This is a genomic window from Sphingomonas azotifigens NBRC 15497 (assembly GCF_002091475.1).
GTDB lineage: Bacteria > Pseudomonadota > Alphaproteobacteria > Sphingomonadales > Sphingomonadaceae > Sphingomonas > Sphingomonas azotifigens.
The window spans coordinates 18,991-44,975 of the sequence record NZ_BCTR01000051.1 but is presented as its reverse complement, the minus strand read 5'-3'; the positions used below and the strand labels follow the sequence as shown (position 1 = coordinate 44,975).

The following is a 25,985-nucleotide window of genomic DNA, read 5'->3' as shown; positions in this document are numbered from 1 at the left end:
AAGGGGAGCGAGAGGCGCCAGAGCACCTCCCGCGAAGGAATGAAGGGACGCGGCGCGGCGCCGCCGGTCAGTAATGGATGCGGAAGTCGATCCCGACGCGCCGCGGCGTCAGCACCGATCGGGCATAGTAGCGCTCGACCACGCCGGTGCGCGCCTGATTGTACGAGCTGATGTCGTTGCTGATCGCGGTATAGGCGTATTTGTTGAAGATGTTGTCCGCAAACAACCCGACCTCGAACATCTTGCCGCGAAAGGTGACCGAGGCGCGGTGCGTCATGTAATCGGGGATCACCTCGCCATTGCCGCGCAGGCCGACCCGCGAATAGATGTCGCCCATATAGGTTGTCGCCCAGGTCGCCTCGATCTCGCCGCCCTGCGGCAGCGGGTAGGTGTAGGCGACCTGCGCGCTGCCCGAATGCTTGGCCGAGCCCGGCAGCCGGTCGCCGTCCTTCGCATCATAGCGGACGCCCTGGCTGACGACGAGATTGGCGACATCCTCGGTCAGGTGTGCGTCGGTATAGGAATAGGTGGCCTGCAGGTTCACCCGCGGCACGACCTTGAACGAACCGGTGAACTCGACACCCTTCGATTCGGCCGCGCCCGCATTGGTGGTGATGCCCACCGCACCGTTCACGGTCTGGCTGGGCACCTGCACGTCGCTCCACTTCACCCGGAACACATCGAGGGTGAACTGCAACCGCTTCTCCAGCAGCGAGCCACGCACGCCGACTTCGATGTTGCGCGTCTTGTCGGGCCCGTAGACCAGCTCGTTCGGCAGCGCGCAGACATTCTGCCCCGGCGGCAGCGGCACCACGCAGGGCGCAACGCGGTTGACCCCGCCGATGCGGTAGCCGGTGCTGTAGGTGGCATAGGCCATCAGCTCGGGACTGAACTTGTACGAGGTGTTCGCCTTCCATACGAAGCCGTCGTCGCCGGTGCTGCCGGAGCGCACGCGGCTCGGCGCAAACTGGATCAACGGATAGGGCGTGCGGGTCAGCCCGCCGCCGAACAGCGGCGTGTCCGTGCCGCCGGTCGCGGTGGCGTCATATTTGAAGTAGCGCAGGCCGCCGGTCACCTGCCAGGCGGAGGTGAAATGGACCGACGCCTCGCCATAGACTGCCTTTTCCACCGTCTTGGTGTTGACGAAGGAGATATATTCGAGGTCGTCGGGCCGGTTGATGCCCGCAAAGGCGGCGAAACCCGGCGTGTATTCCTGGCGGTCGCTGGAATATTTCAGCCGGTTGTAGAAGCCCCCGATCACCCAGTTGACTGGTCCGCCATGCGAGGAGACGAGACGCACCTCCTGGTTGAACTGCTTGTACTTGCGATGGTTGTTGGCGAACGAGGAAAAGGCCGGGAACGCCTCATAGCCATAGTTCAGGTCGAGCAGCAGATCGGTATTGTCGTCGACATTCACGATCTTCTGTTCGGTATAGGCGGTGGTGCTGACCAGCTGGGCGATGTTGAACAGGTTGATGTTGAACTCGGCCGAATAGAGATCGGCATTGCGGCTATACGGCTCGAGATAGCGCCACGGCCCCTCATATTCGCCGGTGCCGAACACGCCCGCGCCATTGGCCTGACGGCCGTTGGTCTTGGTGTTCTGGTGGGCATAGGTGAGGAACAGCTTCAGGTTCGGATTGTATTCGAGCAGCAGCGTGTTGCGGGTGGTGAAGGTGTGCTCGAAATTGACGTCGTCGGCGCGCTTGAAGTTCGCCGCATAGTCCTTGAGCGTGCCGAGCGAGCCCTGCGCCGCCGTCGTCCCGCGCACCGGCTGGGGATCGGAGATGCCCGGCTTTTGCAGCAGGTAGTTGTAATCGATGAAACCCGCATTGTCGTAATAGCCGACCACCGATCGCAGCGCGACGTGATCGCTCACGATCGGCACGTTGACGGTCACGTCACCGATCCGGCCGAAGTCGCTGCTGTGCGACTGGGCATAGCCGCGGCCGTGGAGATCCACCGAGAAGCGGCTGGTATCCGGCCGGTTGGGGATGTAGCGGATCGCGCCCGCCAGCGTGCCGAGGCCGTAGAGCGTGCCCTGCGGCCCGAGCAGCGTCTCGACCCGCGCGATGTCGAGCAGCTTGAAGTCGAGATAAAGCGGTACCTCGCCCAGATAGACGCCGACCGCGTTGTTGTCGTTCGAACCGGTGACGCTGGTATCCCCGGATTCGATGCCGCGCAGGACGATGTTTCCGGTGCTCGCCGGCCCGGTATCGACGATCGTCAGGCCGGGCGTGAAGGCGGCGAGGCCGCGAACATCGTCGATCCGCTGCCGGGTGAGCGTCTCCTCCGAAACGGCGCTGATATTGATCGGCGCATCCTGCAGCGTCACGCTGCGCCGGCTGCCGGTGACGACGATTTCGTTGCCGCCCCCGGCCTGGTCCTGCGCCTGGAGCGTGGCGGTGCCGGCGCCGTCGGTCTGCGCCGCCGCGCGGGTCGCACCCAGGCTTGCAAGAATGGTTGCACCCAACAACGCCGCGCGGGAAATCGATCGTGCCACCCTGACCCCCTTGTCTTTGTCTGATCCCTGGCCGCCGACTTTTGCGGCGGGCTATGCCATGCAGACTTTGGGCAAATGGAATGCTCCGCTATGGGGCGTTTGACGTACCGCACCGCAGCATTCCCGAACGGGGACGCGCGCAAAAACGCCGCGCACCTTGGGCAAGGCACGCGGCGTCGGGAGCAGCTCGGAAGACTATTGCGATGCGGCTGTCGATGCGGGCCCCAGGCTCCACCAGGACAGGGTTTGGACGTCATGGGCGCTGGTCCACAGGCCCGTGCCGGTAAAGCGGAGCGCACCGCTGCCGCTCGGCTTGCCCAGCCGTCCGCGGATGGCGAGCGACACGGGGTCGATGGTGACGAAGGTCTGGTCGGCGGTGGTGCGCAGCCACACCGCACCGCCGCCGGTGTCGATGTCGCCATAGAGCAGATCGGCGCCCACCTTCACCCGCCCGGAGACCTGCACCGTCGCGGGATCGATCCGCGCGAGCGTGCCGTCGCCCTGCTCCTGCACCCACACCGCGCCCTCGCCCGCCGCGAGGAAGCCGGGCTGCTTGCCGAGCGTGGTCCGCCCGGTCACCTGGTTGGTCGCCGGGTCGATCCGCTGGAGCGACTGCTCGCCGCTGCTGACCGCCCACAATGCCCCCAAGCCGAAGGCGAGATAGTGCGTGCCGGGGTCGACTGCGACCGACGCGACCACCCGATTGTCGGCCGGATCGACCCGAGCGATCTTCCCGGCATTGTCGCTCGCCACCCATACCGAGCCGGCACCGGCGACGACGTTCAGTTCGCCGAGCGGATTGGCGATACCGGTCGGAATCGCCGCCACCAGCTTGGCGGTCGCGAGGTCGATGCGGTTGAGCGTCCCCTCCTTGCAGTCGGCAACCCACAGCGACCCGGCGGCGATCGCCATAGCGCCGCACGGATGGGTCATCACCACTTCGGCCAGCTTGCCGCCGCGCGACCAGCGCTCGACGCGCCCCTTGTTGGTTGCCCAGACGCTGTCGCCGTCCACCGCGAGGAAATCGGCAAAGCCAGGGACCGAGAGCACCTGTTCCTCGTGCGGTTGCGGATCGGCAGGCGCGGGCGCGGCGGCGAGCAGCATGGCGAGCATCGGCATCCAGGCCATGGCTCAGCCCGCCGCGACGTCAGTGGTGGCCGCCGGGCGCGCCTTCAGCCGGGTGAGGATCGGCTGGAACGGGAACAGCCATTGCTCCCGGATCGACAGCCGCCGCCGCGCGTCCTGGCCGACGACCGACGCCTCGCCCTCCTTGTAGGTGCCGAAGATGCGGTCGAGCAGGATCAGCGAGTTGCCATAGTTGCAGCGCGTGTCTTCGTACGGCACCGAGTGGTGCAGGCTATGGTGGCGGATCGTGGTGAACACGAAGCTGTACCAGATCGGCGGATCGGACCGCACATTGGCATGCGCGAAGCCGGAGACGACGCCCATCACGCTGACCGCGCAGAAGATCGCCGTCAGGGATACGTCGAACAGCGCGACGACGCTGAGGCTGATCAGGAACAGCTCGATCGGGTTGCCGACATAGCCCTTGGCGGCGTTTAGCTGGGTGAGGTGGTGGTGCGGCGCATGCGTCAGCCAGAACGGCGCCGAATTGTGCATCAGCCGGTGCATCCAATATTGGCCGAACTCGATCAGGAAGATCACCAGCGCGACCTGCGCCAGGAAGGGCCAGTGCATCAGCCACGGCGTGGCGATCCCCAGCGACTGCTTGAGCGCGAGCAGCGGCGTGTCCGCCAGCGTGCGCGAAACCCAGGAAATCGCCGTCGCGCCGAGCACGACATAGAACAGATCGGTCCAGAACTCGCGCCAGTTCATCCGCCAGCCGGCATGCCGCTCGAACACGAATTCGAGGCCCTGGATGTACAAGGTGATCAGCGACGACACGATCACGATCGTCCAGGGATTGGCCAGCACGGCGGCGGGCGCGAGGGCCCAGAAGCAGACGACGGCCACCACGGTCATCGGCGGAATGAGGTTCACGAGCGCTTTGGTCATGCGTCTTTCGTCCCGGTCGGTCGCGGGCGAGGCGATGCCTCCCCTTTCTGACCGGGAGCCTAGCCATGCAAACGATGCGCGCGCAGGTGGCCGAATGACGTAGCGGCCCCTAAAGCATTACGGCCGCGCGCGTCTTTTCAGGACGCACGCGACCGCAAGACGCCGTCTAAGGGCGCGGGCTCAGCGCAGCGACGCGACCTGCACGCCGCGACCCTTGTTCGCCTGAGCGACGCGCGCCTCGATCTGGCTGCGGACCTGCTCGGCGACGTCGGCGCGGCAGGCGCGCGCGCGGGCTTCGAGATCGGGGTGGATGGTGGCGAGGCTCTCGCCGCACACGGTACGCGCCGCCTGATCGATGCGGGTGGCGAGGCGCTGCTGGCCGTCGGCGGTTGCGAGATCGAGCCCGGCGAGCGTCAGGGTCGCCGAAGCCTTGCCGAAGCCGGTGTCGGTCGTGCCGGCGAAAGCGGCGGTGCTGATCGAAAGGGCGGCGGCGGCCGCGACGAGCATCTTCATGGCAATCTCCTGCAACCAAGGTTCGCCTCAGCCGGGCGGTCGAGGCGCACCTAGTCGGAAGACCGGGAAATTGCAATACAGAAGCAGAGCAAACGACAAATACCTTCAGCAGCACCAAGGCGTCCGAAGTTTTGCAACGCAGCAATACGGTATTACGCAGCAAGCTCCAAAATAATACTCGTCAGCAGGACTCCCCTGTTATTACGAATTACCGCGCCCGTACCACCAGCGCGGCAAGTTCGGTGTTGTACCCCAGCAGGCCGACCGGCAGCCGAACCGGCTCGCGTTGCTCTACCCGGCCGGCGGAATCGACCACTGCAACCGAGAGCGTGCGCGCGAATGGCGACGCCAAACTTTTTACGTTCGCGAGCGAAATCCGGGCTTTCCAGTTTCGCCCGCCACTCGCCGGCACAACGCGATCGTTGATCGTGATCGTCGCGTCAGCAGCACTGCGCGCGCCGCGAACGAGCAGGCATTCCTCGGCACCGCAGCGCACCAGTTTGGCCGTCGGGCGGGCCGCTGCATGCGCGGCGGGGGCGATCAGAAGCGAGGCAGTGAGGACAAAACGAGCGAAACTTGCCATGGGGACGAGGCTGCCGGAGCGCGCCGCGGCGCACCATGCGCCGTTTGACGTACCCCGTGGTCAGTCGATGGCGATCCCGCGCTCGGCGAAATAGGTGGCGACGGGCGCCATCGCGGCTTCGTGCCGACGCCAGCGGGCGACCGAGTCGCGGTAGATCGGGCGGCGGACCTGGGCGGCGCTGGGGGTGGACACCGCCCCGCCCTGCGCATGGAAGTCGAGGCAGCGGTCTGACCAGGCGAGCCCGCAATGGGCTAGCAGGCGGCGGGTCGCGCCTTCCTGATCGGCGACGATGTCCTCGTAGCGAAGCTCCAGGATGCGGCCGGGCAACGCCGTGCGCCAGAGCGCCATCAGCCGCTCGAACCCGGCGACGTACTCGGCGATGTCGAGCAGGTCGTAGCTATAGTCGTAATAGCGCGAGCTGATCGCGAACAGATTGCGGAAATTGGCGAGCACCGTGTCCATCGGGTTGCGGCGCAGGCAGACGATCGCGGCGTTCGGCAGCGCGCGGGCGGCGATGCCGGCATAGTGGAAATTGCCGGGGAATTTGTCGACGAAGCGCCGCCCGGGCATCCGCCGGTGGTGCGCCGCACGCGCCAGATAGTCGCGGCCGATCGCGCCGAGATCGGCGGTCGCCGCGGCATGCAGCGTTTCGGGATCGAGTACCGTGCGGCTGCGCGTGCCCGACGCGGCCTTTACCGCCAGCGGCAACGCCTGGAGTTCGCCGACGCTCTCGATCGCCGGATGCGCGGCAAGGATGCGGTCGACCAAGGTGGTGCCCGTGCGCGGCATGCCGATGATCAGGATGGGTGCCTCGGCGGGTGCATCCGTCACAGGCGCGGCGGCGAAGGCCGGCCAGCTTCCCGCCACGGCATCGACGATCGCCGCGTCACGCGCCGGATCATAGCCGAGCGCGGCGCGATGCTCGGCGTTCACCTCCAGCAGGCAGGCCAGCGCCGCTTCGCCCTGCCCGATATCCTCCAGCTCCTTGGCGAGTGCGTAGCCGGTGAGCAGCCGGTCCGCCCCCCGCGCGCGTTGCTTCGCCGCCTCTAGCCGAGCGACATGGTTACGCTCGGGCCCCTGCTTGCGCAGCCCGGCGAGCAGATGGTGCGCGCGGGCATCGTCGGGGCTGCGCGCGAGCAAGGTCTCCAGCACCGCCTCGGCGTCGTCCACCCGACCGAGAAAGCTGAGCGTCGCCGCGTGATTGTAAAGGAACTGGTCGTTCTCGGGCCCCAGCGCCACCGCCACCTCAAAATGCGGCAGCGCTGCTTCGTGGTCGCCGAGCCGCGCATAGACGCAGCCGATCGTGTCGCGCGACAGCGCATCGGCGGGCGGGTCCGCCTCCGCCGCGGCGAGCTGGGCGGCCGCATCGCCGTCGCGCCGCACCAGCGTGTAGAGCCGGGCGAGCTGCGCGCGATATTCGCCGCGCGGCGCCTCCGCCACCGCCGCCTCGACCTGCCGGATGGCCTCGCCGATCCGGCCCCGCTCCGCCGCGATCACGCCCAGCAGGAAAGCGCCCTCGGCGGAAGGCAGCGCCGCCGAGGCCAGCCGCGCCGCCGTATCGAAATCCCCCCGCTCCAGCGCCACCCGCGCCGCCGCCGCGCTCATCCGGCGAGCGTCGCCACGGCGATGGCTGTCGCCGAAGCGCGGTTCTCGACGCCCATCTTCTGGAAGATCTGCTCGAGATGCTTGTTCACGGTGCGGGGGCTGATCTCCAGAATCTCGCTGATCTCGCGGTTCTGCTTGCCGCGACTGAGCCACACCAGCACCTCCGCTTCGCGCGAGGTGAGACCATGGCGCTCGGCGAGGATGCGTTCGGCATCGCCCTCGCGCTTCTCGATCAACCGGAACAGCCATTCGCGCGCGCTGGTCTGGCGGAGGAAGCTGCACTGGAGCGCGCTGTCGCCGATTTGCAGCGTTGCCTGTGCCCCGCCCGGCACGCCCGGCTCCTGCAGCCGCCGCACGATCGCGGCGAGTTCGTCGGGAAGGTGCAGCGCGCGCGGCGACCATGCGGGGAACAGCCGCTCGATCGTCTCGGCGGCGAGCGGAGTCAGCCAGCTGGTCTGCCCCTCGCCATCCACCGCGAAGGAGGGGCGCCCGGCAGTGTCCAGCGCCAACTGGCTGCTCTGCGCGATCCGCGCATTGGCGAGGTGCACCGAAACGCGCGCCAGCAGCTCGTCGACCACGATCGGCTTGTGGACATAGTCCACCGCACCGGCATCGAGCCCGCGCACGACATGCTCGCTCTCTGTCAGCCCGGTCATGAAGATCACAGGCACATGGCGGAAGCGGCCGTCCTGCTTGATCCGCCGCGTGGTGCTGAACCCGTCGAGCCCCGGCATCACCGCGTCCATCAGGATCAGATCGGGCGTGCCATGCTCGAGCAGTTCCAGCGCCGCGAGGCCGTCGACCGCGATCAGCACGGTCATCCCGGCCTGCTCCAGCGTCGCGGTGAGGAAGCGGAGCGATTCGGGGGTGTCGTCCACCACCAGGATCGTGGCGCCGGGATCAGCGGACATCATCGAGCGTCCTTGCCAGCCCGCGCAGGTCGAACGCCTCCAGCTGCGGCCGCAGCCGTGCGACGAGATCGGCGCTTTCGGGAACGTTCCTCTCCAGGGTCACGAGGGTGGTTTCGATGCCACGGACATGCCCGATCTTCGTAAAGCGCCGCAGCTCAACAAGATAGGGGACCGCTGCATCCGGCAGCGGCAGCGGCAGCGGCGGACGCAGGGATGCCGGCTTGGCTTCCGCAGCCTCGACGATCCAGTCGAGCCCGAGCTGGCGCGCGATCATGTCGAGCAGCGCATCGAGATCGACCGGCTTGGTGAGGAAGGCATCGTGCGCGCGGCGACCGTCGCGGCCGGCATGGAATTCATGCGCATTGGCGGAGACCATCACGATGCGCAGCCCCGCACCGAACCGCGCACGCAGCTGCTCGGCGATGTCCCAGCCGCTGGTGCCCGGCATCTGGATGTCGAGCAGCACGAGATCGGGCGAACAATGCTCGGCGAGCGCGAGCCCGGCGGTGCCGCCGCTCGCCTCGAAGACGGAGAAGCCGAGCGGGCGCAGCAGATGGTTGACCACGGTGATCTGCGCCGGGCTGTCGTCGATCACCAGGATCGTTCTGCGCGGCCCCTGATAGCCGGTGACGCGGCGATAGGCGGCCGCCCCCGCCGGTGCCTCGATCGGCTCGGGGAGCAGCAGGCGGAGCAGGAAGCGGCTGCCCTTGCCGAGTTCGCTGGCGACCGTCACCTCGCCGCCGAGGATGCGCGCCAGCACGCGGGTGATGGCCAGGCCTAGCCCAATGCCCGGCTGCAACACGGTATCGGGTTCGCGGCCGCGCTCGAAGGGCTCGAAGATGCGCTCCAGATCCTCGGGTGGAATGCCGGGACCGGTATCGCGAACTTCGATCGCGGCGCTCTGGCTGCGGTAGCGCACGGTGAGCGTCGCGCCGCCCGTGTCGGTATATTTGATCGCGTTGGACAGCAGGTTGATCAGGATCTGCCGCAGCCTTTTCTCGTCCGTCCGGACATAAGCTGGCAGCCGCCCCTCGACGACATAGTCGAGCGACAATCCCTTGGCGGCCGCCTGGACGCGGAACATCTCCACCACCTGGTCGAGCAATGCGGGCAGCCGCACCAGTTCCTGCCGAACCTGGAGCACGCCGCTTTCGACGCGCGAAATATCGAGCAGGCCCTCGACGAGGTTGGTAAGATGCTCGGCCGAGCGACGGATCACCCCGCCCGCTTCCTGCGGCGGGATCGAGTCGCCGCGTTCGAGCAATTGGGCATAGCCATAGATGGCGTTGAGCGGTGAGCGGATCTCGTGGCTGACCGCGACGAGGTAGCGCGTCTTGGCGGCGTTGGCGGCTTCAGCGGTTTCCTTGGCCTTGGCGAGCGCCGCCTCGGTTTCCTGGTGCGCGGCGATCTCGGCATGGAGCCGTTCGGTCTGCGCCTGATTCGCGTCTTCGGCGGCGCGATGGCGGTCGCGCGCCTTCAGGAACAGCCGGGCAAAGGTCGCGGCAACGGCCAGCACGAGCCCCAGGCAGATCGTCCCGAGAATGCGCGCCATTGCCATGGGATTAGCCGCCTCGCCTTGAGAGTGCGACGGTATCCATCTGCGCTCCCCTCCCGCTTGCGGGAGGGGTCGGGGGAGGGGCAGAGACGGCACGGCGCTTCTTACACGTCATTCCCTCCCCCAGCCCCTCCCGCAAGCGGGAGGGGAGCGAGAGAGAAAGGCACGACGACCGCCCCCGAAACCGGGGTTGACCAGTGCCTGAATGACGCATTGCAGCATCACGATTTGGGGTGACACATGCCATGCGACATGCCTATAAGTCGTATTACTGGATTGAGCAAACGTAATATCGGATGCGACCGTCCGGCGGCTGAAATTCGCGCTTTCTCGCGCTGCGAAGATGGGGGTCGATCATGACAAAATGGGGTTCCAAGGCGCGGATCGCGATCGCGGCGGTAGCGATGCTGGCGACGGCGTCGTGCGGCGGTAGCGGCACTGCACCCAAGGCGCGGACAGAGTTCAACATCGGCTGGTCGATCTATGCGGGCTGGATGCCCTGGCCCTATGCCGAACAGGCCGGCATCGTGAAGAAATGGGCCGACAAATATGGGCTCAAGATCCACTTCACCCAGGTCAATGATTACGTCGAGTCGGTGAACCAGTTCAACGCGGGCAAGCTGGACGGCGTCACCGTCACCAACATGGACGCGCTCACCATCCCCGCCGCGGGCGGCAAGGATACCAGCGCAATTATCCTCGGCGATTACTCCAACGGCAATGACGGCATCGTCCTCAAGAACGCCAAGAGTCTGGCCGACATCAAGGGCCGCACGGTCTATCTGGTCGAGCTGTCGGTCTCGCATTATCTGCTCGCGCGCGGGCTCTCCACGGTGGGCCTCCAGCTCTCCGACGTGAAGACGGTCAACACCTCGGACGCAGACATCGTGGGTGCCTTCGCCAATCCGGCTGCCACTGCCGTCGTCACCTGGAACCCGCAGCTGACCGAAGTGGCCAAGCTGCCCGGCGCGACCAAGGTGTTCGATTCGAGCCAGGTGCCCGCCGAGATCCTCGACCTGCTCGCCGTCGACACCGCGACGCTCAAGGCCAACCCGAACCTCGGCAAAGCGCTGGCGGGCATCTGGTACGAGACGATCCAGCTGATGCAGAAGAAGGACGCCGCCGGCGCCGCCGCCCGCGCGGCGATGGCCAAGCTCGCCGGGGCCACCCCGCAGGCGTTCGACGCGCAGCTTACCACCACGCACCTCTACGGCACCCCGCAGGATGCGGTCGCGGCGGTGAAGTCCCCGGCGATCGGCGCGACCATGGTGAAGGTGCGCGATTTCAGCTTCTCCAAGGGGCTGTTCGGCCAGGGCGCCAAGTCGGCCGACGCGATCGGCATTTCGGTGCCGGGCAAGACGATCGGCGACGCCAACAACGTCAAGCTGCGCTTCGACCCGACCTATATGGAGCTGGCCGCGGCCGGCAAGCTCTGAGGCCGGCTCGCATATGCGCTGGGTGAACATCCGACCCCGCCGCCGCACCGGCTGGCTGCTGGGAAGCCTGCCGCTGCTGCTGGTGGCGCTCGTCTACCTCTTCGCCTCGGCAGCGCGGCATGCCGAGAATCCCTCGGACAAGCTGCTGCCGACGCCCGGTACCATGGTCGAGGCGATGCACGGCCTGCTCGCCCAGGCCGATCCCTTGAGCGGCCGGCTGATCTTCTGGGCGGACACGGTGGCGAGCCTCGAGCGGCTGGGGCTGGCACTCGGCATTTGCGCGCTTTCGGCGCTGCTGGTCGGCATGGTGCTGGGCGTGCTCCCCGCCGCCCGCGCCACCTTCGGGGCGCTGGTCACCACGATCGCGGTGATCCCGCCGATCGCGCTGCTGCCGATCCTCTTCATCGTCTTCGGGCTGGGCGACACCGCCAAGGTCGCGCTGATCGTGATCGGCGTCACCCCCTTCCTGATCCGCGACCTGGCCGACCACATCACCGCCATCCCGCAGGAACAGCTGATCAAGGCGCAGACGCTGGGCGCGAGCAGCTGGCAACTCGCGCTGCGCGTCGCGCTGCCGCAGGCGCTGCCCCGGCTGATCGCCGGCATCCGCCTCTCGCTCGGGCCCGCCTGGGTCTACCTGATCTCGGCCGAGGCGATCGCGTCGGACATCGGCCTCGGCTACCGGATCTTCCTCGTCCGCCGCTACCTCTCGATGGACATCATCATCCCCTATGTCGCCTGGATCTCGATCCTCGCCATCCTGATGGACGTGGCACTGGCCCAGTTGAGCAAGCGCGCCTTTGCCTGGGCGCATGGAGCCGGCCGATGAGCGCGCTCCTGTCCTTCCAGAATGTCTGGCTCGAATATGGCGACAAGGTCGTGCTGGAGCGCGTCGAGCTAGACATCGCCGAGCGCAGCTTCGTCTCGATCATCGGGCCCTCGGGGGCGGGCAAGAGCAGCTTCCTGCGGCTGGCGCTTGGCCAGGAGCGGCCGACGCGCGGCAAGATCCTGCTCGACGGCACGCCGCTCCCCGGCGAATGCGGGCCCGATCGCGGCGTGGTGTTCCAGCGCTATTCGGTGTTTCCGCACCTGACCGCGCTTCGGAACGTGATGTTCGAGCGCGAGTGTGTCGGCGCCCCGCTCACCGCCCGACTGTTCGGCGCCACCCGCCGCCGCGCCCGCGACGAGGCCGCCGCGATGCTCGCCGAGGTCGGGCTGGGCGACGCGCTCGACCTCTACCCCGCCCAGCTTTCGGGCGGCATGCAGCAGCGGCTCGCGATCGCCCAGGCGCTGATCGCCCGGCCGCGCGTGCTGCTGCTCGACGAGCCGTTCGGCGCGCTCGATCCCGGCATCCGCCAGGACATGCACCGGCTGATCCTCAAGCTGTGGGAGGAGCACGCACTCACCGTGCTGATGGTCACCCACGACATCTCCGAGGCGTTCAACCTCGGCACCCGGGTGCTCACCTTCGACAAGCGCCGCGTCGATCCGCACGCCCCGCACCGCTTCGGCGCGACCGCCGTCTACGACCTCCACCTCACCCGCAAGCGGCGCGAGGCGATCGTCGAGGCGCAGCAGGAAGTATTACGATTGACAGAATCAGTAATAACAGGGAAAGAGGAATCACTGTGAAGGAACCGTCCTCCTCCCTCGCCCGGCTCAGCATGAGCCTGCCCGCCGAACTCTTCCGCCAGCTCGATGAAATGGTGGAGGACCGCGGGCTTCCCTCGCGCTCGCAGCTGATCGCCGAGCTGATCCGCGACGAACTCGCCGAGCAGAGCGCCGCCTCGCGCCCCGAGGAGATGCTCGCGGGCACGATCACGCTGGTCTACCGCGCCGATCTCGGCCGGGTGCGCCACCAGCTGGCGCAGACGCAGAGCGAGTATCTGAAGGAGGTCATCTCCTCGCAGCACGTGTTTCTGGAGGACGACCAGTCGCTCGAGGTGCTGCTGGTGCAGGGGCCCGCGCGGCGCCTGCGCGACCTGTGCGATGCGCTGCGCAAGGTGCGCGGCGTGCAGCAATTGCGCCTCTTCACCACCACCGCGCTGCTGCCCCCGCTCCACGAGCAGGACGAGTCCGCAGCCCCTACCGGGAGCAAGGCGGCATGAGCATTCTCGCCGACCCCAATGCCGCGCGCGACCATGCGCGCGCGATGGCCGGCACCGTCGTCGAGGCGATGCCGATCCTGCCGCCACGCGCGGACGACCTGCCAGCAGGCGTCTCGGCCGACGATCTCGTCTGGGAAGAGACGATCGCCGCGGGCGGCTATGCCAGCCGCGTGCTGGCGCGCGGCACCCGGCTGCGGCTGACCGACCTGCAGGGCGATGCGTGTGTGTCGCTCCAGCTGTTCAACGCCGCGATGCCGACCGAGCGGCTCAACGTCGCCGACACGGTGAAGGTGCAGTGGAACGCCTATCTCGGTGCGGGAAGCCTGTTCCTCTCGGACATGGGCCGGGTGCTCGCCAGCATCGAGCAGGACGGCGCGGGCACGCACGACGCCTTCTGCGGCGCCTCCAACGCCGCGTCGAACGAACGCCGCTATGGCGACGGCAGCAATTCCGGGCCGTATCCGAACGCCCGCGACCGGCTGCTGCTTGGCGCCGCCAAGCACGGCCTCACCCGCCGCGACGTCCATCCGTGCGTGAACCTGTTCAAGGGCGTCCGCATCGCCGCCGACGGCACCACCGAACCGCAGCTCGGGCCCTTCACGCCCGGCCGCGCCCTCCTGCTGCGCGCCGAGATGGACCTTATCGTCGTGCTGGCCAACTGCCCGCACGTGCTCGATCCGCGCCCCTGGACGGTCACGCCCTTGCGCGCCACCGCCTGGCGCGGCCCATTGACGGCGGCGGACGATCCGATCCGCAACGCGACGCCCGAGCGGCAGCGCGCCTTCCTCAACACCGAAGACTGGGTCCGCCGCTGATGGAACAGGATATGGCGCTTGCCGGCCTCACCGGCCGGGTGATCCATGACGAGATCGTCCCCGCCCGCGCGCCCTGGCTGCACCGGGTGAAGGCCGGCGAGACGCTCCGCGTCGTCGACCTCGAAGGCAACCAGGCGGTCGATTTCCTCCTCTACGCCACCCACGACGATGCCGAGCGCTACAGCGCGCAGGACACGATCGCCGCGCAGGCCAACATCTTCCTGCGCACCGGCAGCGTGCTGCGCTCGAACGAGGGCCGGCCGATGATGACGATCACCGCGACGGCGGTCGAGTATCACGACACGATCGGCGGCGCCTGTTCGTGCGAGTCCAACACGCTGCGCTACGGCCATTTCACCAAGGCGCAGCACGCCTGTGTCGATAATTTCCTCGAGGCCAATCTCCGCGACGGTCGCGGCAAGCGCGACATCGTGTCGAACGTCAACTTCTTCATGAACGTGCCGGTCGAGGCCGATGGTGCGCTGGGCATCGTCGACGGCATCTCGGCGCCCGGCTTGACCGTGGACCTTCGCGCAGAAATGGATGTGACCGTGGTCGTTTCGAATTGCCCGCAGATCAACAATCCCTGCAACGGCTTCAACCCCACCCCCGTCCGCATGATCGTCACCGCATGAGCGTGCGCACCGTCCTGATCGCCAATCGCGGGGCGATCGCCTGCCGGATCATCCGCACGCTCAAGAAGATGGGCATCCGCTCGGTCGCGGTCTTCTCCGATGCCGACGAGGCCTCGCGCCATGTGGCGCTCGCCGACATCGCGGTGCGGATCGGCCCCGGCCCGGCAGCGGAAAGCTATCTCGACGTCGCTCGCATCCTCGCCGCCGCCAAGGAAACCGGCGCCGACGCGATCCACCCCGGCTATGGCTTCCTCTCCGAGAACGCCGCCTTTGCCGAAGCCTGCGAGGCCGTCGGTATCGCCTTTATCGGCCCGACTGCGGACAGCATCCGCGCCTTCGGCCTCAAGCACAGCGCCCGCGCGCTCGCCGAGGCGGAGAAGGTCCCCCTCGCCCCCGGCACCGGCCTGCTCGACAGCGTCGAGGCAGCGCTCGAAGCAGCCGACCGCATCGGCTATCCGGTGATGCTCAAGGCGACCGCCGGCGGCGGCGGTATCGGTATGCGCGTGTGCACCGATGCCCAAGCGGTGCGCGACGGCTATGCCGCGGTGGCGCGGCTGGGTGCGGGTAACTTCGGCGATGCCGGGCTGTTCCTCGAACGCTTTGTGCCGCGCGCCCGCCATGTCGAAGTGCAGATTTTCGGCGACGGCCAGGGCCGCGTCGTGGCGCTCGGCGAGCGCGACTGTTCGCTCCAGCGCCGCAACCAGAAGGTGGTGGAAGAGGCCCCCGCCCCACACCTGCCCGAGCGCGTCCGCGCGGCGCTGATCGAGGCGGCGGTGCGGCTGGGCCAGGCGGCCAACTACCGCTCCGCCGGCACCGTCGAGTTTCTCTATGATCCGGCGCGCGAGGACTGGTTCTTCCTCGAAGTGAACACGCGCCTCCAGGTCGAGCACGGCGTCACCGAGGAAGTGACCGGCGTCGACCTGGTCGAGTGGATGGTCCGCGGCGCGGGCGGCGACTATAGCTTCCTCGACACCCCCGTGCCTGCGCCGAAGGGCTGGTCGATCCAGGCGCGGCTCTATGCCGAGGACCCGGCGGTCGACTTCCGCCCCGCTTCGGGCACGCTGACCGACGTCGCCTTTCCCGAAGGCTTCCGCGTCGAGAGCTGGGTGGAATCGGGCAGCGCCGTCTCGTCCTTCTACGATCCGATGCTCGCCAAGCTGATCGTCCACGGCGAGGACCGCGAGTCCGCCGTCGCAGCGATGCAGGCGGCGCTCGACCGCACCCGCTTTGCTGGGATCGAGACCAATGTCCGCTGGCTGCGCGACGTGGCGCGCAGCGAGGATTTCGTGACCGGCGACGTCTCGACGCGCTCGCTGGAGACGGTGGTCCACCGCCCGCAGAGCATCGTCGTCCGCTCGGCCGGCACCGCGACCAGCGTGCAGGATTATCCCGGCCGCGTCGGGCTGTGGGATATCGGCGTGCCGCCCTCGGGCCCGATGGACGCGCGCGCCTTCCGCCTCGGCAACATGCTGCTCGGCAACGACAGCACCGCGCCCGGCCTGGAAGTGACCGCCACCGGCCCGACGCTTCAGTTCAACACCGCGACCCGCATCGTCCTCACCGGCGCCGATTTCGCCGCGACGCTCGACGGCAAGCCGGTCGAGCGCAACAAGCCGGTCGCCATCGCCGAGGGCCAGACGCTCGCGCTGGGCCGCGTCACCGGCGGCGGCATGCGCGGCTATATCCTGTTCGCCGGCGGGCTCGACGTGCCGAGCTATCTCGGCAGCGCCAGCACCTTCGATCTCGGCGAGTTCGGCGGCCATGGCGGGCGCGTGCTCCGCGTCGGCGACACGCTGCACCTGACCGACCATGCGCCTGCGGTGATCCCCGGCCCGCGCGCGATTCCGCAGGAGCAGCTCGGTCCAGACTGGACGATCCGCGTCCTCTACGGTCCGCACGGCGCGCCCGATTTCTTCGCGCCGGAGGATGTCGATACGATCCTCTCCGCCGAGTGGAAGGTCCATTACAACAGCAACCGCACCGGCGTGCGGCTGGTCGGCCCCAAGCCGCACTGGGCGCGCAAGGATGGCGGCGAGGCGGGGCTGCACCCGTCGAACATTCACGACAATCCGTACGCGATCGGCGCGCTGGATTTCACCGGCGACATGCCGATCATCCTCGGGCCCGACGGCCCCTCGCTCGGCGGCTTCGTCTGCCCGTTCGTGGTGATCGCGGCGGATCTGTGGAAGGTCGGCCAACTCGCCCCCGGCGATCGCATCCAGTTCGAGCAGGTCAGCCTCGACGAGGCCGATGCCGCCGCGCAGGCCGAGGAAGCCTGGATCGAGGGCCGCGCCACGACCGCGACCAGCCCCGCCAAGGGCGGCGGGCGCGATGCGATCCTGGTCGACCTGCCCGCCAAGGGTCGCCGGCCGCGCGTACTCTTTCGCCGCCAGGGCGACCGCAACCTGCTGGTCGAATATGGCCCGATCACGCTCGACCTCGAGCTGCGCCTGCGCGTCCATGCCGCGACCACCGCGCTGGCCGAATTGGCGCTGCCGGGCATTCTCGACATCGTGCCGGGCATCCGCTCCTTCCAGGTGCATATCGACGGCATCCGCCTGAAAGAGGCGGCGCTGATCGAGCGGCTGACGCAAATCGAGGACGCGCTCGGCGATCTCGAGGATTTCGTCATCCCCTCGCGCATCGTCCATCTGCCGCTCAGCTGGAACGACCCCGCGATCCACGAGACGATTCAGCGCTATATGCGCGTGGTCCGCGACGACGCGCCCTGGTGCCCGGACAATATCGAGTTCATCCGCCGCGCCAATGGGCTCGCAAGCGCCGAGGAGGTCCACCGGATCATCTTCGACGCCAGCTACCTCGTCTATGGCCTGGGCGACGTGTATCTCGGCGCGCCGGTCGCCACCCCGATCGATCCGCGCCACCGGCTGGTCACCACCAAGTACAATCCGGCCCGCACCTGGACGCCGCCCAACGTGGTCGGCATCGGCGGCGCCTATATGTGCATCTATGGCATGGAGGGTCCGGGCGGCTATCAGCTGTTCGGCCGCACCATCCAGGTGTGGAACACCTATCGCCAGACCGGCGCCTTCGCAGAGGGCAAGCCCTGGCTGCTCCGCTTCTTCGACCAGATCCGCTTCTTCCCCGTCAGCCATGAAGAGCTGACCGAATGGCGGCGCGACTTCCCACTGGGCCGGCGCGAGATCAAGATCGAGGAGACCGAGTTCCGTCTCTCCGAGTATCGGGAATTCCTCGCCGAGAATGCGCGCTCGATCGCGGCGTTCGAGAAGCAGCGCAACGCCGCCTTCGCGGCGGAGCGCGCCGATTGGGAGCGCAAGGGCGAGTTCGACCGCGTCGCCAGCCTCACCGAGAGCGCGGACGACAGCGCCGATGAAGCAGTGACGGTGCCCGACGGCGCCGAGCTGGTTGAAGCGCCCTTCGGCGGCTCCGTGTGGAAGCTGCTCAAGGAGGTCGGCGATCCGATCGACGCGGGCGAGACCATCGCGGTGCTCGAAGCAATGAAGATGGAGTTCCCGGTGACCAGCCCGGCAGCGGGTACCGTCGCGGCACTCTATGTCGCCGAGCGGCAGACCGTCACGCCGGGCTCGCCGGTGCTGGCGCTGGTGCGGGCATGATCGCGCTCGACCGGCTTTCGGTGACGGGCATCGCCTCCGAGGTTCAGGCTGGCACCCGCAGCGCGGTCGCGGTGATCGAGGACGTGCTGGCGCGGCTCGATGCCTATGATGGGATCCAGCCGGCGGTGTGGATCTCGCGTCTCGAGCCCGATGCACTCCGGGCCGCTGCGGCTGCGGTCGATGCCCGGGTCGCCGCCGGTGAGACACTGCCGCTCGCGGGCGTGCCGTTCGCGGTGAAGGACAATATCGATCTCGCGGGCCTCGCCACTACCGCCGCGTGCCCGGCCTTCTCGTACGAACCTGAACAGTCAGCTACCGTGGTCGCGAAACTGGTGGCTGCCGGGGCGATCCCGGTCGGCAAGGCCAATCTCGACCAGTTCGCCACCGGCCTCAACGGCACGCGCAGCCCCTATGGCATTCCGCGCAATGCCTATAACCGCGCCTGGGTCAGCGGCGGGTCGAGCTCGGGCTCGGCCGTGGCGGTCGCCGCCGGACTGGTCGCCTTCGCACTGGGCACCGACACCGCGGGCTCGGGCCGGGTGCCCGCCGCGTTCAATCATCTCGTCGGACTCAAGCCCAGCAAGGGCCGCTGGAGCAGCACCGGCCTCGTCCCCGCCTGCCGCACGCTCGATTGCATCACGGTGTTCGCCAGCAACACCGAGGATGCTGCGTTGGTCGACACCATCGCTGCAGGCTTCGACGCGACCGACTCGCTTTCCCGCGCGCTGCCGGACGTTCCCCGCGCGCGCCGCCGCATCGGCGTGCCTCGCGCCGAGCAATGCCGCTGGTTCGGCGACATCGAGTCCGAGTATCTCTACCGCCAAGCGCTGGCCGGCCTCGACGCCGAGCTGGTCGAGATCGACCTCGCCCCGCTCGATGAAGCCGCCCGGCTGCTCTATGATGGCCCCTGGGTCGCCGAGCGCACCGCGGCGCTGCAGGAGCTGCTGCTGGAGAACCCGAACGCCATCCACCCGGTGGTGCGCGAGATCGTCGGAGGCGGCTTCGGCTACAGCGCGATCGATGCGTTCAACGGCGCCTATCGCCTCGCCGAACTCGCCCGCATCGCCGAGGCCATGTGGGAACAGGTCGACCTGCTTGCCCTCCCCACTGCGCCGACCAGCTATCGCGTGGCGGAGGTGCTCGCGGCACCGATCGCGCTCAACGCGAGCCTGGGCGCCTATACCAATTTCGTGAACCTGCTCGACATGGCCGCCATCGCCGTGCCGACCGGCAGCTATGGCAGCGCAGTCGGCTTCGGCGTGACGCTGATGGGCCCGGCGGGCACCGATCGCGCGCTGCTCGACGCGGCCAACGCACTTTTCCCCGCGCCGGCATCCCCGCCGCCGCTGGACCTGGAGGGACGGATGGAAACGGTGAAGCTCGCGGTCGTAGGCGCCCATCTTGAAGGCATGCCGCTCCACTGGCAGCTGACCTCGCGCGCGGCGAAGTTCGTCACCGCCACCACCACCGCCCCCACCTACAAGCTCTACGCCATGGCCGAGAGCGTGCCGCCCAAGCCCGCGCTGGTTTACAACGAGGACGGCGGTGCGGCGATCGCGCTGGAGGTATACGAACTCGACCTGGCCGCGTTCGGCAGCTTCGTGGCGGAAGTGCCGCCGCCGCTCGCGATCGGCACGGTAACGCTGGCGGATGGCAGCATGGTCAAGGGCTTCGTCGCCGAACCGCGGGCGTTGGCCGGCGCCGAGGACATCACCGCGCTCGGCGGCTGGCGCGCCTATATCGCGCGGGGCTGAGCGGCCACCCGGCAGTCAGCCGCCCGCAAACCGGGGGCTCCAAACGGACCGGCAACGCACAGAATCGCCTGCTACGTCAAACGACTTACGGCGCAGGGTAAAGCTTTCGGTCATCCTCCCAGCATCGGAATCACGGCGAGGACCGCGCGCGCGATGGATGCAGCTGTTTTGAACGCGAACGATGTGGCGGGCGTGGAAGGCGGGCCGGTCAAGCGATTCATCTTCACCTGGTTCCAGCCCGTCGTGCTGCTGGCCATGGTGCTGTTCTGGACGCTCGCGCCGGATTCGATCGCCAAGGCCTCGGTCGCCGTGGGGATCGGCATCGTCTTCAAGTTGACCCTGCTCGGCATGGAGCGGATCAGCGAGCGTCATCGCCATTGGCGGCTGACCTGGAAGGAACTGGCCAGCGACCTGTTCTACGTGGCGCTCGGCTACACGGTGATCAAATATGCCGGGAAGCATTTCGGCGACGAGCCCGCCATCGATGCGATCAAGCACTACCTGCACATCAAGACCGCCTGGGCCGGTCATCTGCCGCTGCTCGTCCAAGCGCTGGCGATCCTGCTGATCTTCGACTTCTGCCAGTACTGGATGCATCGCGGCATGCACAACTGGACGCCCCTGTGGCTCACCCATGCGCCGCATCATCATATCACCCAGCTCAACGCGCTGAAGGGATCGGTGGGCAATCCGATCGAACTGTTCCTGATCGGCCTGAGCCTGGACGGCTTCTTCGATTTCCTGCCCCGCGCCGCGCTGCTCGCCGGCGGCATCGGCATGGCGATCGGCGCCTATACCCATGCCAATATCCGCTTCAACACGCCGCGCTGGTGGTCCTTCCTGTTCAACACGGTCGAACATCACAGCCTGCACCACTCGCCCGATTACGACAGCAGCCGGACCAACTACGCCAACACCTTCATCTTCATCGATCGCATCTTCGGCACCTGCGTGGATTCGCAGTCGGCCAAGGTCGGGCTGGACGATTGCCGCCGCCTCGGGATCCGCGAACAGATGGTCTATCCGTTCCGTCCGCTGATAGGCTGGGCGAAACGGTTGCGCGCACCGCGCCTGCCCGAAGCGGTGGCGGCGGAATGAACTGGAATCGCGCGATCGACTGGATCTGGCACGTCCGCGGATCGGTGCCCCTGGCGCACCGCAGTGCCCAAGCGGCGTTCGAGGCTCTGGCGCCGGTGTTCGAGGAACGCGGCACCACGCTGGACCATGGCACCGACACGCTGGTGTTCCACAAGGACAATCCGGACGCGCAAGACAGGCTGGCCAGTTTCGAGCAGGGCGTGCTGCGGATCGAAGACACGCCGGACGGCCCAGTGCTGCGCTACGACCTGACCAGCCACCCGCTGCTCTGGTGCTTCGTCGCCCCGGCGCCGTTCGCCGCGCTGGCCTTCGCCGTGCAGAGCCTGCGCATCCAGGGCTATAGCTTTGCCGGGATCTTCGCCGCGCTGTATCTGGCCGGCCGGTGGATCGAGCACCGCAACGCCCGCAGAGTGTTCGGCGAGCGACTGGCGGGACCCGGCGCCATCCCGGCCGAGACGGCACCCGCCTGAGCGCGCGGCGTCAAAGCCGCTGGAAAGTCCAGCGGCCCGCGTCGCTGGTGGGGTCGAACGGCACCATCGCAGGGGTGCTGCGACCGATCGCGACCAGCGCCCTGGGGTGCTTTGCGTCGCTCTGCGCCTTGGGCTGGATGCGGTAGGTGCCGTCGGTCAGCTGGTCGATCCGCCATAGCTGGTCGGCGGCACCGGTGAACGCCGGCACCGCCTGCACGCTGCCTTCCGGTCCCACCGCCAGCGCCCGCTGCGTGCCTGCGATCAGTATCTTGTAATAGGGCGCGCCGAATGCCCCGCCCGCGCCTTCGGCCGGCGCGATCGTCCATTGCTGGTGCGCGCGCATCATATAGTCGCCCAGATCGACCTCGATCGGCCCGGTGGGCCAGCTTGCCTGGTTTTCCGCCAGCGTCTGATTGGGGATCGGCCCGGTCGGGTCGCCGGGCTTGGCGAAGAAGCTGCGGCGTACGTCGAAGGGCATGCGCACGAAATCGACCGCGAGTTCGAGCGCGCCGCCGCTGCGTTCCGACTGCACCTCGTACGTACCGGCGGGGAGGTTTTCGCCCGCCACCGGCCAGCCATCCTTCCACAGCAGCGGCAGAATACCGAGCACACTGCGCCCGCCGCGATCGAGGTCGGATTCATAGTGCATCGAGAATTTCTCGACGCCGTCGCCCAAGTCGAGCAGCCCGAAATGGCCCGGCCCGTACTGCCGGCCGCGCCCGGCGACGACCAGCTTGCCGCCACCCTTGAGTAGCGGCACCCCCATATTGTCGACGAACGGCCCGGTGGGGCTGCGCGATCGCCCGACGCGGATGTTGTACGAGGAGTTCGGTCCGTCGCAGCAGGTGCCATGGGTGCCGAGCAGATAATACCAGCCGTCGCGGTACATCAGCGCGGTGGCCTCCATGTCGATCGCGACGTCGACCGGCTGGCTGCCCGGCATCTTGTCCCCGCTCTTGGGGTCGAGCTCGAGCATCCGGATATAGCCGAAATAGGTGCCGTAGCTCAGCCACAGCCGTCCCTCGGCATGAAGGAAGGCGGGATCGATCGCGTCGGCCGGCTCCAGCCCATTGGTGGAGGCGACCACGCCGACATCATGAAATCCGAAATCGGATGACTTGGAATCGAGCGACCCGGTCCACATCACCTTGACGTTGCTGGCATGGCCGCCGTTCATGCCGCCGCCGCCCACCGCATAGGCGATATAATAGCGGTCGCCGATCTTGATCACATCGGGCGCGACGCCGCCACCCGGCCGCTCGCCACCGCTCGCCCAGGTCCAGCCATCCTCGGAGACCAGCCCGCCGCCGCGCGTGCCGAAGGTCCACCAGCGGCCGTCGGAATAGGTGATCGTCGAGGGATCGTGGATGAACGGCTCCCCCGCCAGCTGGGCGGAGGCGGCCTGGGGCTCTGCGAGCAGGAACAGCGCGGCGAGCGGCAGGGTTGCGAACTTCATGGCGTTCCTCACTTCACATCGATCATGATGTCGCGGATCGGCTTGCCGGCCTCGTCGACGAAGCGGGCGCAGAAGTCGCTGAGGCCGGGGCCGTTGATCACCGCGCCGCGCAGCACGTTGCGGCCCTTGCGCAGCGTGATCGGGCGCGACAGCACATCGTCCATCACCATCCGCCGATCGCCATAGAGACCCGCCACCTCGCTGCCGTTCAGCCACCAGCGCGACGCCGAGTTGGAGCCCGTCGCCAGCCGCACACCGCGCATCTCCCGGGGCGCGTTGACCACCGTCACCGCCCAGAAGATCACACCATAGGTCGGCTTGCCGAGCCCCTGCGCCAGATAGAAGAGCTTGACGTCGAACAGGCCGGAATCGAGCGCGTGCCAGCGTAACGCACCCGGCGCCGTGTCGCCGTCGCGCGGCACGCCGTCGAACTTGCCGGGATAGGTGGCGGGCGCGATTGCCGCGCGGACATAGCTGGGCGTGAAGCCGGTGTTGGTCCGGTTCGGCTTCACCACCGGTTCGAGCAGCAACCAGCGCCGGAGAAAGCCATCGGCATCGGGCGCGATCGGATCGGCGGAAGCCGGGGTGAAATAGGGTGCAAGCCCGGTGGGCGGCGGCAGCTTCTCTTCCACCATCCCGGCGGTCTGCGCGTGCAGCACGCTCGGTGCGCCCAACGCCAATGCGATCGCACAACAACGCGCCGCCGACTGGGACCTGCCCATCGCCATCGTCTCCTCTCCCCGGCGACTCGAAACGGCCGCCCTTGTTATCGGTAACAGCATGGCTAGGCGGACCCACACTGCGCCGTCAACTGGCGAAACGATTGCCTAACCCCCTCCCGCCAACACAGGACCATTTATGGCATATTTATCAATGCTATATTGATGTCATGCAAGATACCAATACCGCTGCATCGCGGCTTGATTTTCTCCGACTAAACTGTCCTAATGTGCACGCTAATATCCAAGGCTTCCGGCCCGAGGCGCCGGCGGCACTTAGGGGAGGAACCGCCATGAAGATCGCTTATGCCGCCATGGCCGCGGCCATGCTCGCCGTGCAGCCCGCTCAGGCGCAGACTGCGCCGGCCGACCGCGCGCAGACCGCATCGAAACCGATCGCCGAGGACTTCAAACCCTCGACGCTCAATCAGCCGGGGCAGCAATATCCGCAGGTCAATTCGCAGGGCTATGTCCGCTTCCGCGTCGTCGCTCCGGACGCGACCGCGGTGAAGGTCAGCCTCGGCCTGGGTGGCCGTGGCGGCACCACGCTGGCCAAGGCATCCGACGGGAGCTGGACCGGCACCACGGAAGGGCCGCTCGACGAGGGCTTCCATTACTACCACCTGACGATCGACGGGGGCACGTTCAACGATCCGGGCACGCTCAACTTCTATGGTTCGACCCGGTGGGAGAGCGGCATCGAGATTCCCGCGCATGATGCCGATTTCTATGCGCTCAAGGACGTGCCGCACGGCCGGGTCGAACAGATCCTGTTTCCCTCGCCAAGCACCGGCAGCCAGCGCCGGGCGTTCGTCTACACGCCGCCCGGCTATGACAAGAACGCCGGCGCCCGCTATCCGGTGCTCTACCTCCAGCACGGCTGGGGCGAGGACGAGACCGCCTGGTCGAACCAGGGCCATGCCAACCTGATTCTCGACAACCTGCTCGCCGAGGGCAAGGCGCGGCCGTTCCTGATCGTGATGACCTATGGCATGACCAACGACGTGCGGCCCGGCCAGCCGGGCGGCCTGGCCAGCTTCGACATCAAGCCGTTCCAGACCGTGCTGCTCGACGAACTGATCCCCTATGTCGACAGCCACTATCGCACCCGCGCCGACCAGCCCCATCGGGCAATGGCGGGGCTATCGATGGGCGGGTTCGAGACCAAGCTGATCGCATTCAAGCATGTCGATCGCTTTGCCTATATCGGCCTGCTGAGCGGCGGGACGATCTCACCCGAGGACGTGGCAGCAGCGCCGGGCTATCGCGAAAAGGTGAAGCTCAGCTTCGTCAGCTTCGGCAGCCGCGAGCTGGAAGGAGGGCGGGCCGGCCCTCCGGGCGGCCCGAAGGTCGATCCACGGGCCAATGCGGCGGCGCTGCAGGCGGCTGGAATCAACAGCGCCTTCTATGTCTCGCCGAACACGGGCCACGAATTCCTGTCGTGGCGGCGCAGCCTGCGCGAACTGGCGCCGCTATTGTTCCGCGACTGACAGACCCGGCCGCGCCAACCCTTGCCAAGAATCGCGTACAGCAAGCGGCGCCATTGTTGCCAATGACGCCGCCCGCCCTGCAAAATCAATCGATCGCCGGCTCAGGCGGCGAATGCCACCTTCACCCGGCGACGGCGAAGCGCCGCGCCCGCAAGGCCTGCACCTGCGAGCATCATGCCCCAGGTAGCCGGTTCCGGAACCGAGCTGACCGCCGGAGACGAGAACGAAACCGTACCCGTCACCGAGCCGCTATAGCCCGATTGCCCGAAGGTGAAGACCGTAGAGCTCGGCGTTACGTCGTAGGACGCCAACACACCCGTCGGCGTGAATGTGCCGGAAGTGATCACGAGCAGCGAGAAAATCGAGCCCGCGCTGTTGTTTACCACCGAGTCCACGGTCCCCGAATAGGAACCGAACGCGCTGGTGAAAGACACGGCTGCGCCTTTCGTTGCGGTCACCGTGGGAAGCGTGATCGCCGTGAGCGGCGAGACGACCGAGAAATCTTTCGTGGAGTCGGTCACGAGGGTGGCCAGGTTGCCGAAGACAGAGTCGGGAGCGATGGTCGGCGTCGAGCTGGTGGCGCCGAACAACGCGGCACCGAACGTACCGAGGATCGTGGCAGCCGACGCACCCGACGGCGCCAGGAGCGCGGCCGAGGCGAGCAGAGATAAAGCAAGAGTGCGCATAATACCCCCATGCAAGGTTGAGCCCGTCACATGACC

At 67.6% G+C, this 25,985-nt stretch carries 22 protein-coding genes; 11 read left to right on the top strand and 11 right to left on the bottom strand.

Features of this window, described 5'->3' with window-relative positions; genetic code table 11:
* Window positions 1-67: 67 nt before the first annotated feature.
* The 8 genes from SAZ01S_RS16320 to SAZ01S_RS16285 all read right to left on the bottom strand — a co-directional run bounded on the left by SAZ01S_RS16320 (window position 68) and on the right by SAZ01S_RS16285 (window position 9,689).
* Window positions 68-2,503, bottom strand: a complete 2,436-nt coding sequence (locus SAZ01S_RS16320) for a TonB-dependent receptor (RefSeq protein ID WP_084583343.1) — start codon at window positions 2,501-2,503, stop codon at window positions 68-70.
* Window positions 2,504-2,698: 195 nt separating this feature from the next.
* The gene (locus SAZ01S_RS16315; protein ID WP_139810113.1) at window positions 2,699-3,631 is read right to left on the bottom strand and encodes a YncE family protein; all 933 of its coding nucleotides are present in this window, start codon (window positions 3,629-3,631) and stop codon (window positions 2,699-2,701) included.
* Window positions 3,632-3,634: 3 nt separating this feature from the next.
* Entirely contained in the window at window positions 3,635-4,519 is an 885-nt protein-coding gene (locus SAZ01S_RS16310; RefSeq protein ID WP_084583341.1) for a sterol desaturase family protein, read from the bottom strand.
* Between the two features lie 180 nt (window positions 4,520-4,699).
* Window positions 4,700-5,032, bottom strand: a complete 333-nt coding sequence (locus SAZ01S_RS16305; protein WP_084583340.1) for a UrcA family protein — start codon at window positions 5,030-5,032, stop codon at window positions 4,700-4,702.
* Between the two features lie 208 nt (window positions 5,033-5,240).
* Window positions 5,241-5,615: a hypothetical protein gene (locus SAZ01S_RS16300; RefSeq protein WP_084583339.1), complete on the bottom strand. Its 375-nt coding sequence runs from the start codon at window positions 5,613-5,615 to the stop codon at window positions 5,241-5,243.
* Between the two features lie 60 nt (window positions 5,616-5,675).
* Complete coding sequence (locus SAZ01S_RS16295) at window positions 5,676-7,220, bottom strand: tetratricopeptide repeat-containing sulfotransferase family protein (protein WP_084583338.1); 1,545 nt, start codon at window positions 7,218-7,220, stop codon at window positions 5,676-5,678.
* Window positions 7,217-8,134, bottom strand: a complete 918-nt coding sequence (locus tag SAZ01S_RS16290; RefSeq protein ID WP_084583337.1) for a response regulator transcription factor — start codon at window positions 8,132-8,134, stop codon at window positions 7,217-7,219. Before SAZ01S_RS16290 ends, SAZ01S_RS16295 begins: the two co-directional genes overlap by 4 nt.
* The gene (locus SAZ01S_RS16285) at window positions 8,121-9,689 is read right to left on the bottom strand and encodes an ATP-binding response regulator (RefSeq protein WP_084583336.1); all 1,569 of its coding nucleotides are present in this window, start codon (window positions 9,687-9,689) and stop codon (window positions 8,121-8,123) included. The genes SAZ01S_RS16290 and SAZ01S_RS16285 overlap by 14 nt, the downstream gene beginning before the upstream one ends.
* A 353-nt stretch (window positions 9,690-10,042) precedes the next feature.
* Here SAZ01S_RS16285 and SAZ01S_RS16280 point away from each other — a divergent pair, with 353 nt between their 5' ends.
* The 10 genes from SAZ01S_RS16280 (at window position 10,043) to SAZ01S_RS16235 (ending at window position 21,598) form a co-directional block, all read left to right on the top strand.
* Entirely contained in the window at window positions 10,043-11,122 is a 1,080-nt protein-coding gene (locus SAZ01S_RS16280) for a putative urea ABC transporter substrate-binding protein (protein WP_139810112.1), read from the top strand.
* Window positions 11,123-11,135: 13 nt separating this feature from the next.
* Window positions 11,136-11,951 (top strand): ABC transporter permease, encoded by an 816-nt coding sequence (locus SAZ01S_RS16275; RefSeq protein WP_084583335.1) that lies wholly within the window; start codon window positions 11,136-11,138, stop codon window positions 11,949-11,951.
* Window positions 11,948-12,754: an ATP-binding cassette domain-containing protein gene (locus tag SAZ01S_RS16270; RefSeq protein WP_084583334.1), complete on the top strand. Its 807-nt coding sequence runs from the start codon at window positions 11,948-11,950 to the stop codon at window positions 12,752-12,754. The genes SAZ01S_RS16275 and SAZ01S_RS16270 overlap by 4 nt, the downstream gene beginning before the upstream one ends.
* 32 nt (window positions 12,755-12,786) lie before the next feature.
* Window positions 12,787-13,230, top strand: a complete 444-nt coding sequence (locus SAZ01S_RS16265) for a CopG family ribbon-helix-helix protein (protein ID WP_439951233.1) — start codon at window positions 12,787-12,789, stop codon at window positions 13,228-13,230.
* Window positions 13,227-14,045, top strand: coding sequence for an urea amidolyase associated protein UAAP1 (locus SAZ01S_RS16260; protein WP_084583332.1), 819 nt, complete (start codon window positions 13,227-13,229; stop codon window positions 14,043-14,045). The genes SAZ01S_RS16265 and SAZ01S_RS16260 overlap by 4 nt, the downstream gene beginning before the upstream one ends.
* Window positions 14,045-14,680, top strand: a complete 636-nt coding sequence (locus SAZ01S_RS16255; RefSeq protein WP_084583331.1) for an urea amidolyase associated protein UAAP2 — start codon at window positions 14,045-14,047, stop codon at window positions 14,678-14,680. The genes SAZ01S_RS16260 and SAZ01S_RS16255 overlap by 1 nt, the downstream gene beginning before the upstream one ends.
* The gene (gene uca, locus SAZ01S_RS16250; protein ID WP_084583330.1) at window positions 14,677-18,276 is read left to right on the top strand and encodes an urea carboxylase; all 3,600 of its coding nucleotides are present in this window, start codon (window positions 14,677-14,679) and stop codon (window positions 18,274-18,276) included. The genes SAZ01S_RS16255 and uca overlap by 4 nt, the downstream gene beginning before the upstream one ends.
* Entirely contained in the window at window positions 18,273-20,030 is a 1,758-nt protein-coding gene (atzF, locus tag SAZ01S_RS16245; RefSeq protein ID WP_084583329.1) for an allophanate hydrolase, read from the top strand. Before uca ends, atzF begins: the two co-directional genes overlap by 4 nt.
* A 153-nt stretch (window positions 20,031-20,183) precedes the next feature.
* Window positions 20,184-21,128, top strand: coding sequence for a sterol desaturase family protein (locus SAZ01S_RS16240; RefSeq protein WP_084583328.1), 945 nt, complete (start codon window positions 20,184-20,186; stop codon window positions 21,126-21,128).
* On the top strand, window positions 21,125-21,598 hold the full coding sequence (locus tag SAZ01S_RS16235; protein WP_084583327.1) for a hypothetical protein: 474 nt from the start codon (window positions 21,125-21,127) through the stop codon (window positions 21,596-21,598). The genes SAZ01S_RS16240 and SAZ01S_RS16235 overlap by 4 nt, the downstream gene beginning before the upstream one ends.
* A 10-nt stretch (window positions 21,599-21,608) precedes the next feature.
* On the opposite strand, the gene SAZ01S_RS16230 is transcribed toward SAZ01S_RS16235, so the two are convergent.
* Both SAZ01S_RS16230 and SAZ01S_RS16225 read right to left on the bottom strand, forming a co-directional pair.
* A complete protein-coding gene (locus tag SAZ01S_RS16230; protein WP_084583326.1) occupies window positions 21,609-23,054 on the bottom strand; it encodes a family 43 glycosylhydrolase in 1,446 nt (481 codons plus the stop codon).
* 8 nt (window positions 23,055-23,062) lie between these two features.
* Window positions 23,063-23,776 (bottom strand): acetylxylan esterase, encoded by a 714-nt coding sequence (locus SAZ01S_RS16225; RefSeq protein ID WP_084583369.1) that lies wholly within the window; start codon window positions 23,774-23,776, stop codon window positions 23,063-23,065.
* A 290-nt stretch (window positions 23,777-24,066) separates the two neighbouring features.
* On the opposite strand from SAZ01S_RS16225, the gene SAZ01S_RS16220 reads away from it, so the two are divergent.
* Window positions 24,067-25,263, top strand: a complete 1,197-nt coding sequence (locus tag SAZ01S_RS16220; RefSeq protein WP_084583325.1) for an alpha/beta hydrolase-fold protein — start codon at window positions 24,067-24,069, stop codon at window positions 25,261-25,263.
* Between the two features lie 101 nt (window positions 25,264-25,364).
* Here the strand turns inward: SAZ01S_RS16220 and SAZ01S_RS16215 are convergent, their stop codons facing one another.
* A complete protein-coding gene (locus tag SAZ01S_RS16215; RefSeq protein ID WP_084583324.1) occupies window positions 25,365-25,949 on the bottom strand; it encodes a PEPxxWA-CTERM sorting domain-containing protein in 585 nt (194 codons plus the stop codon).
* Window positions 25,950-25,985 lie beyond the last annotated feature (36 nt).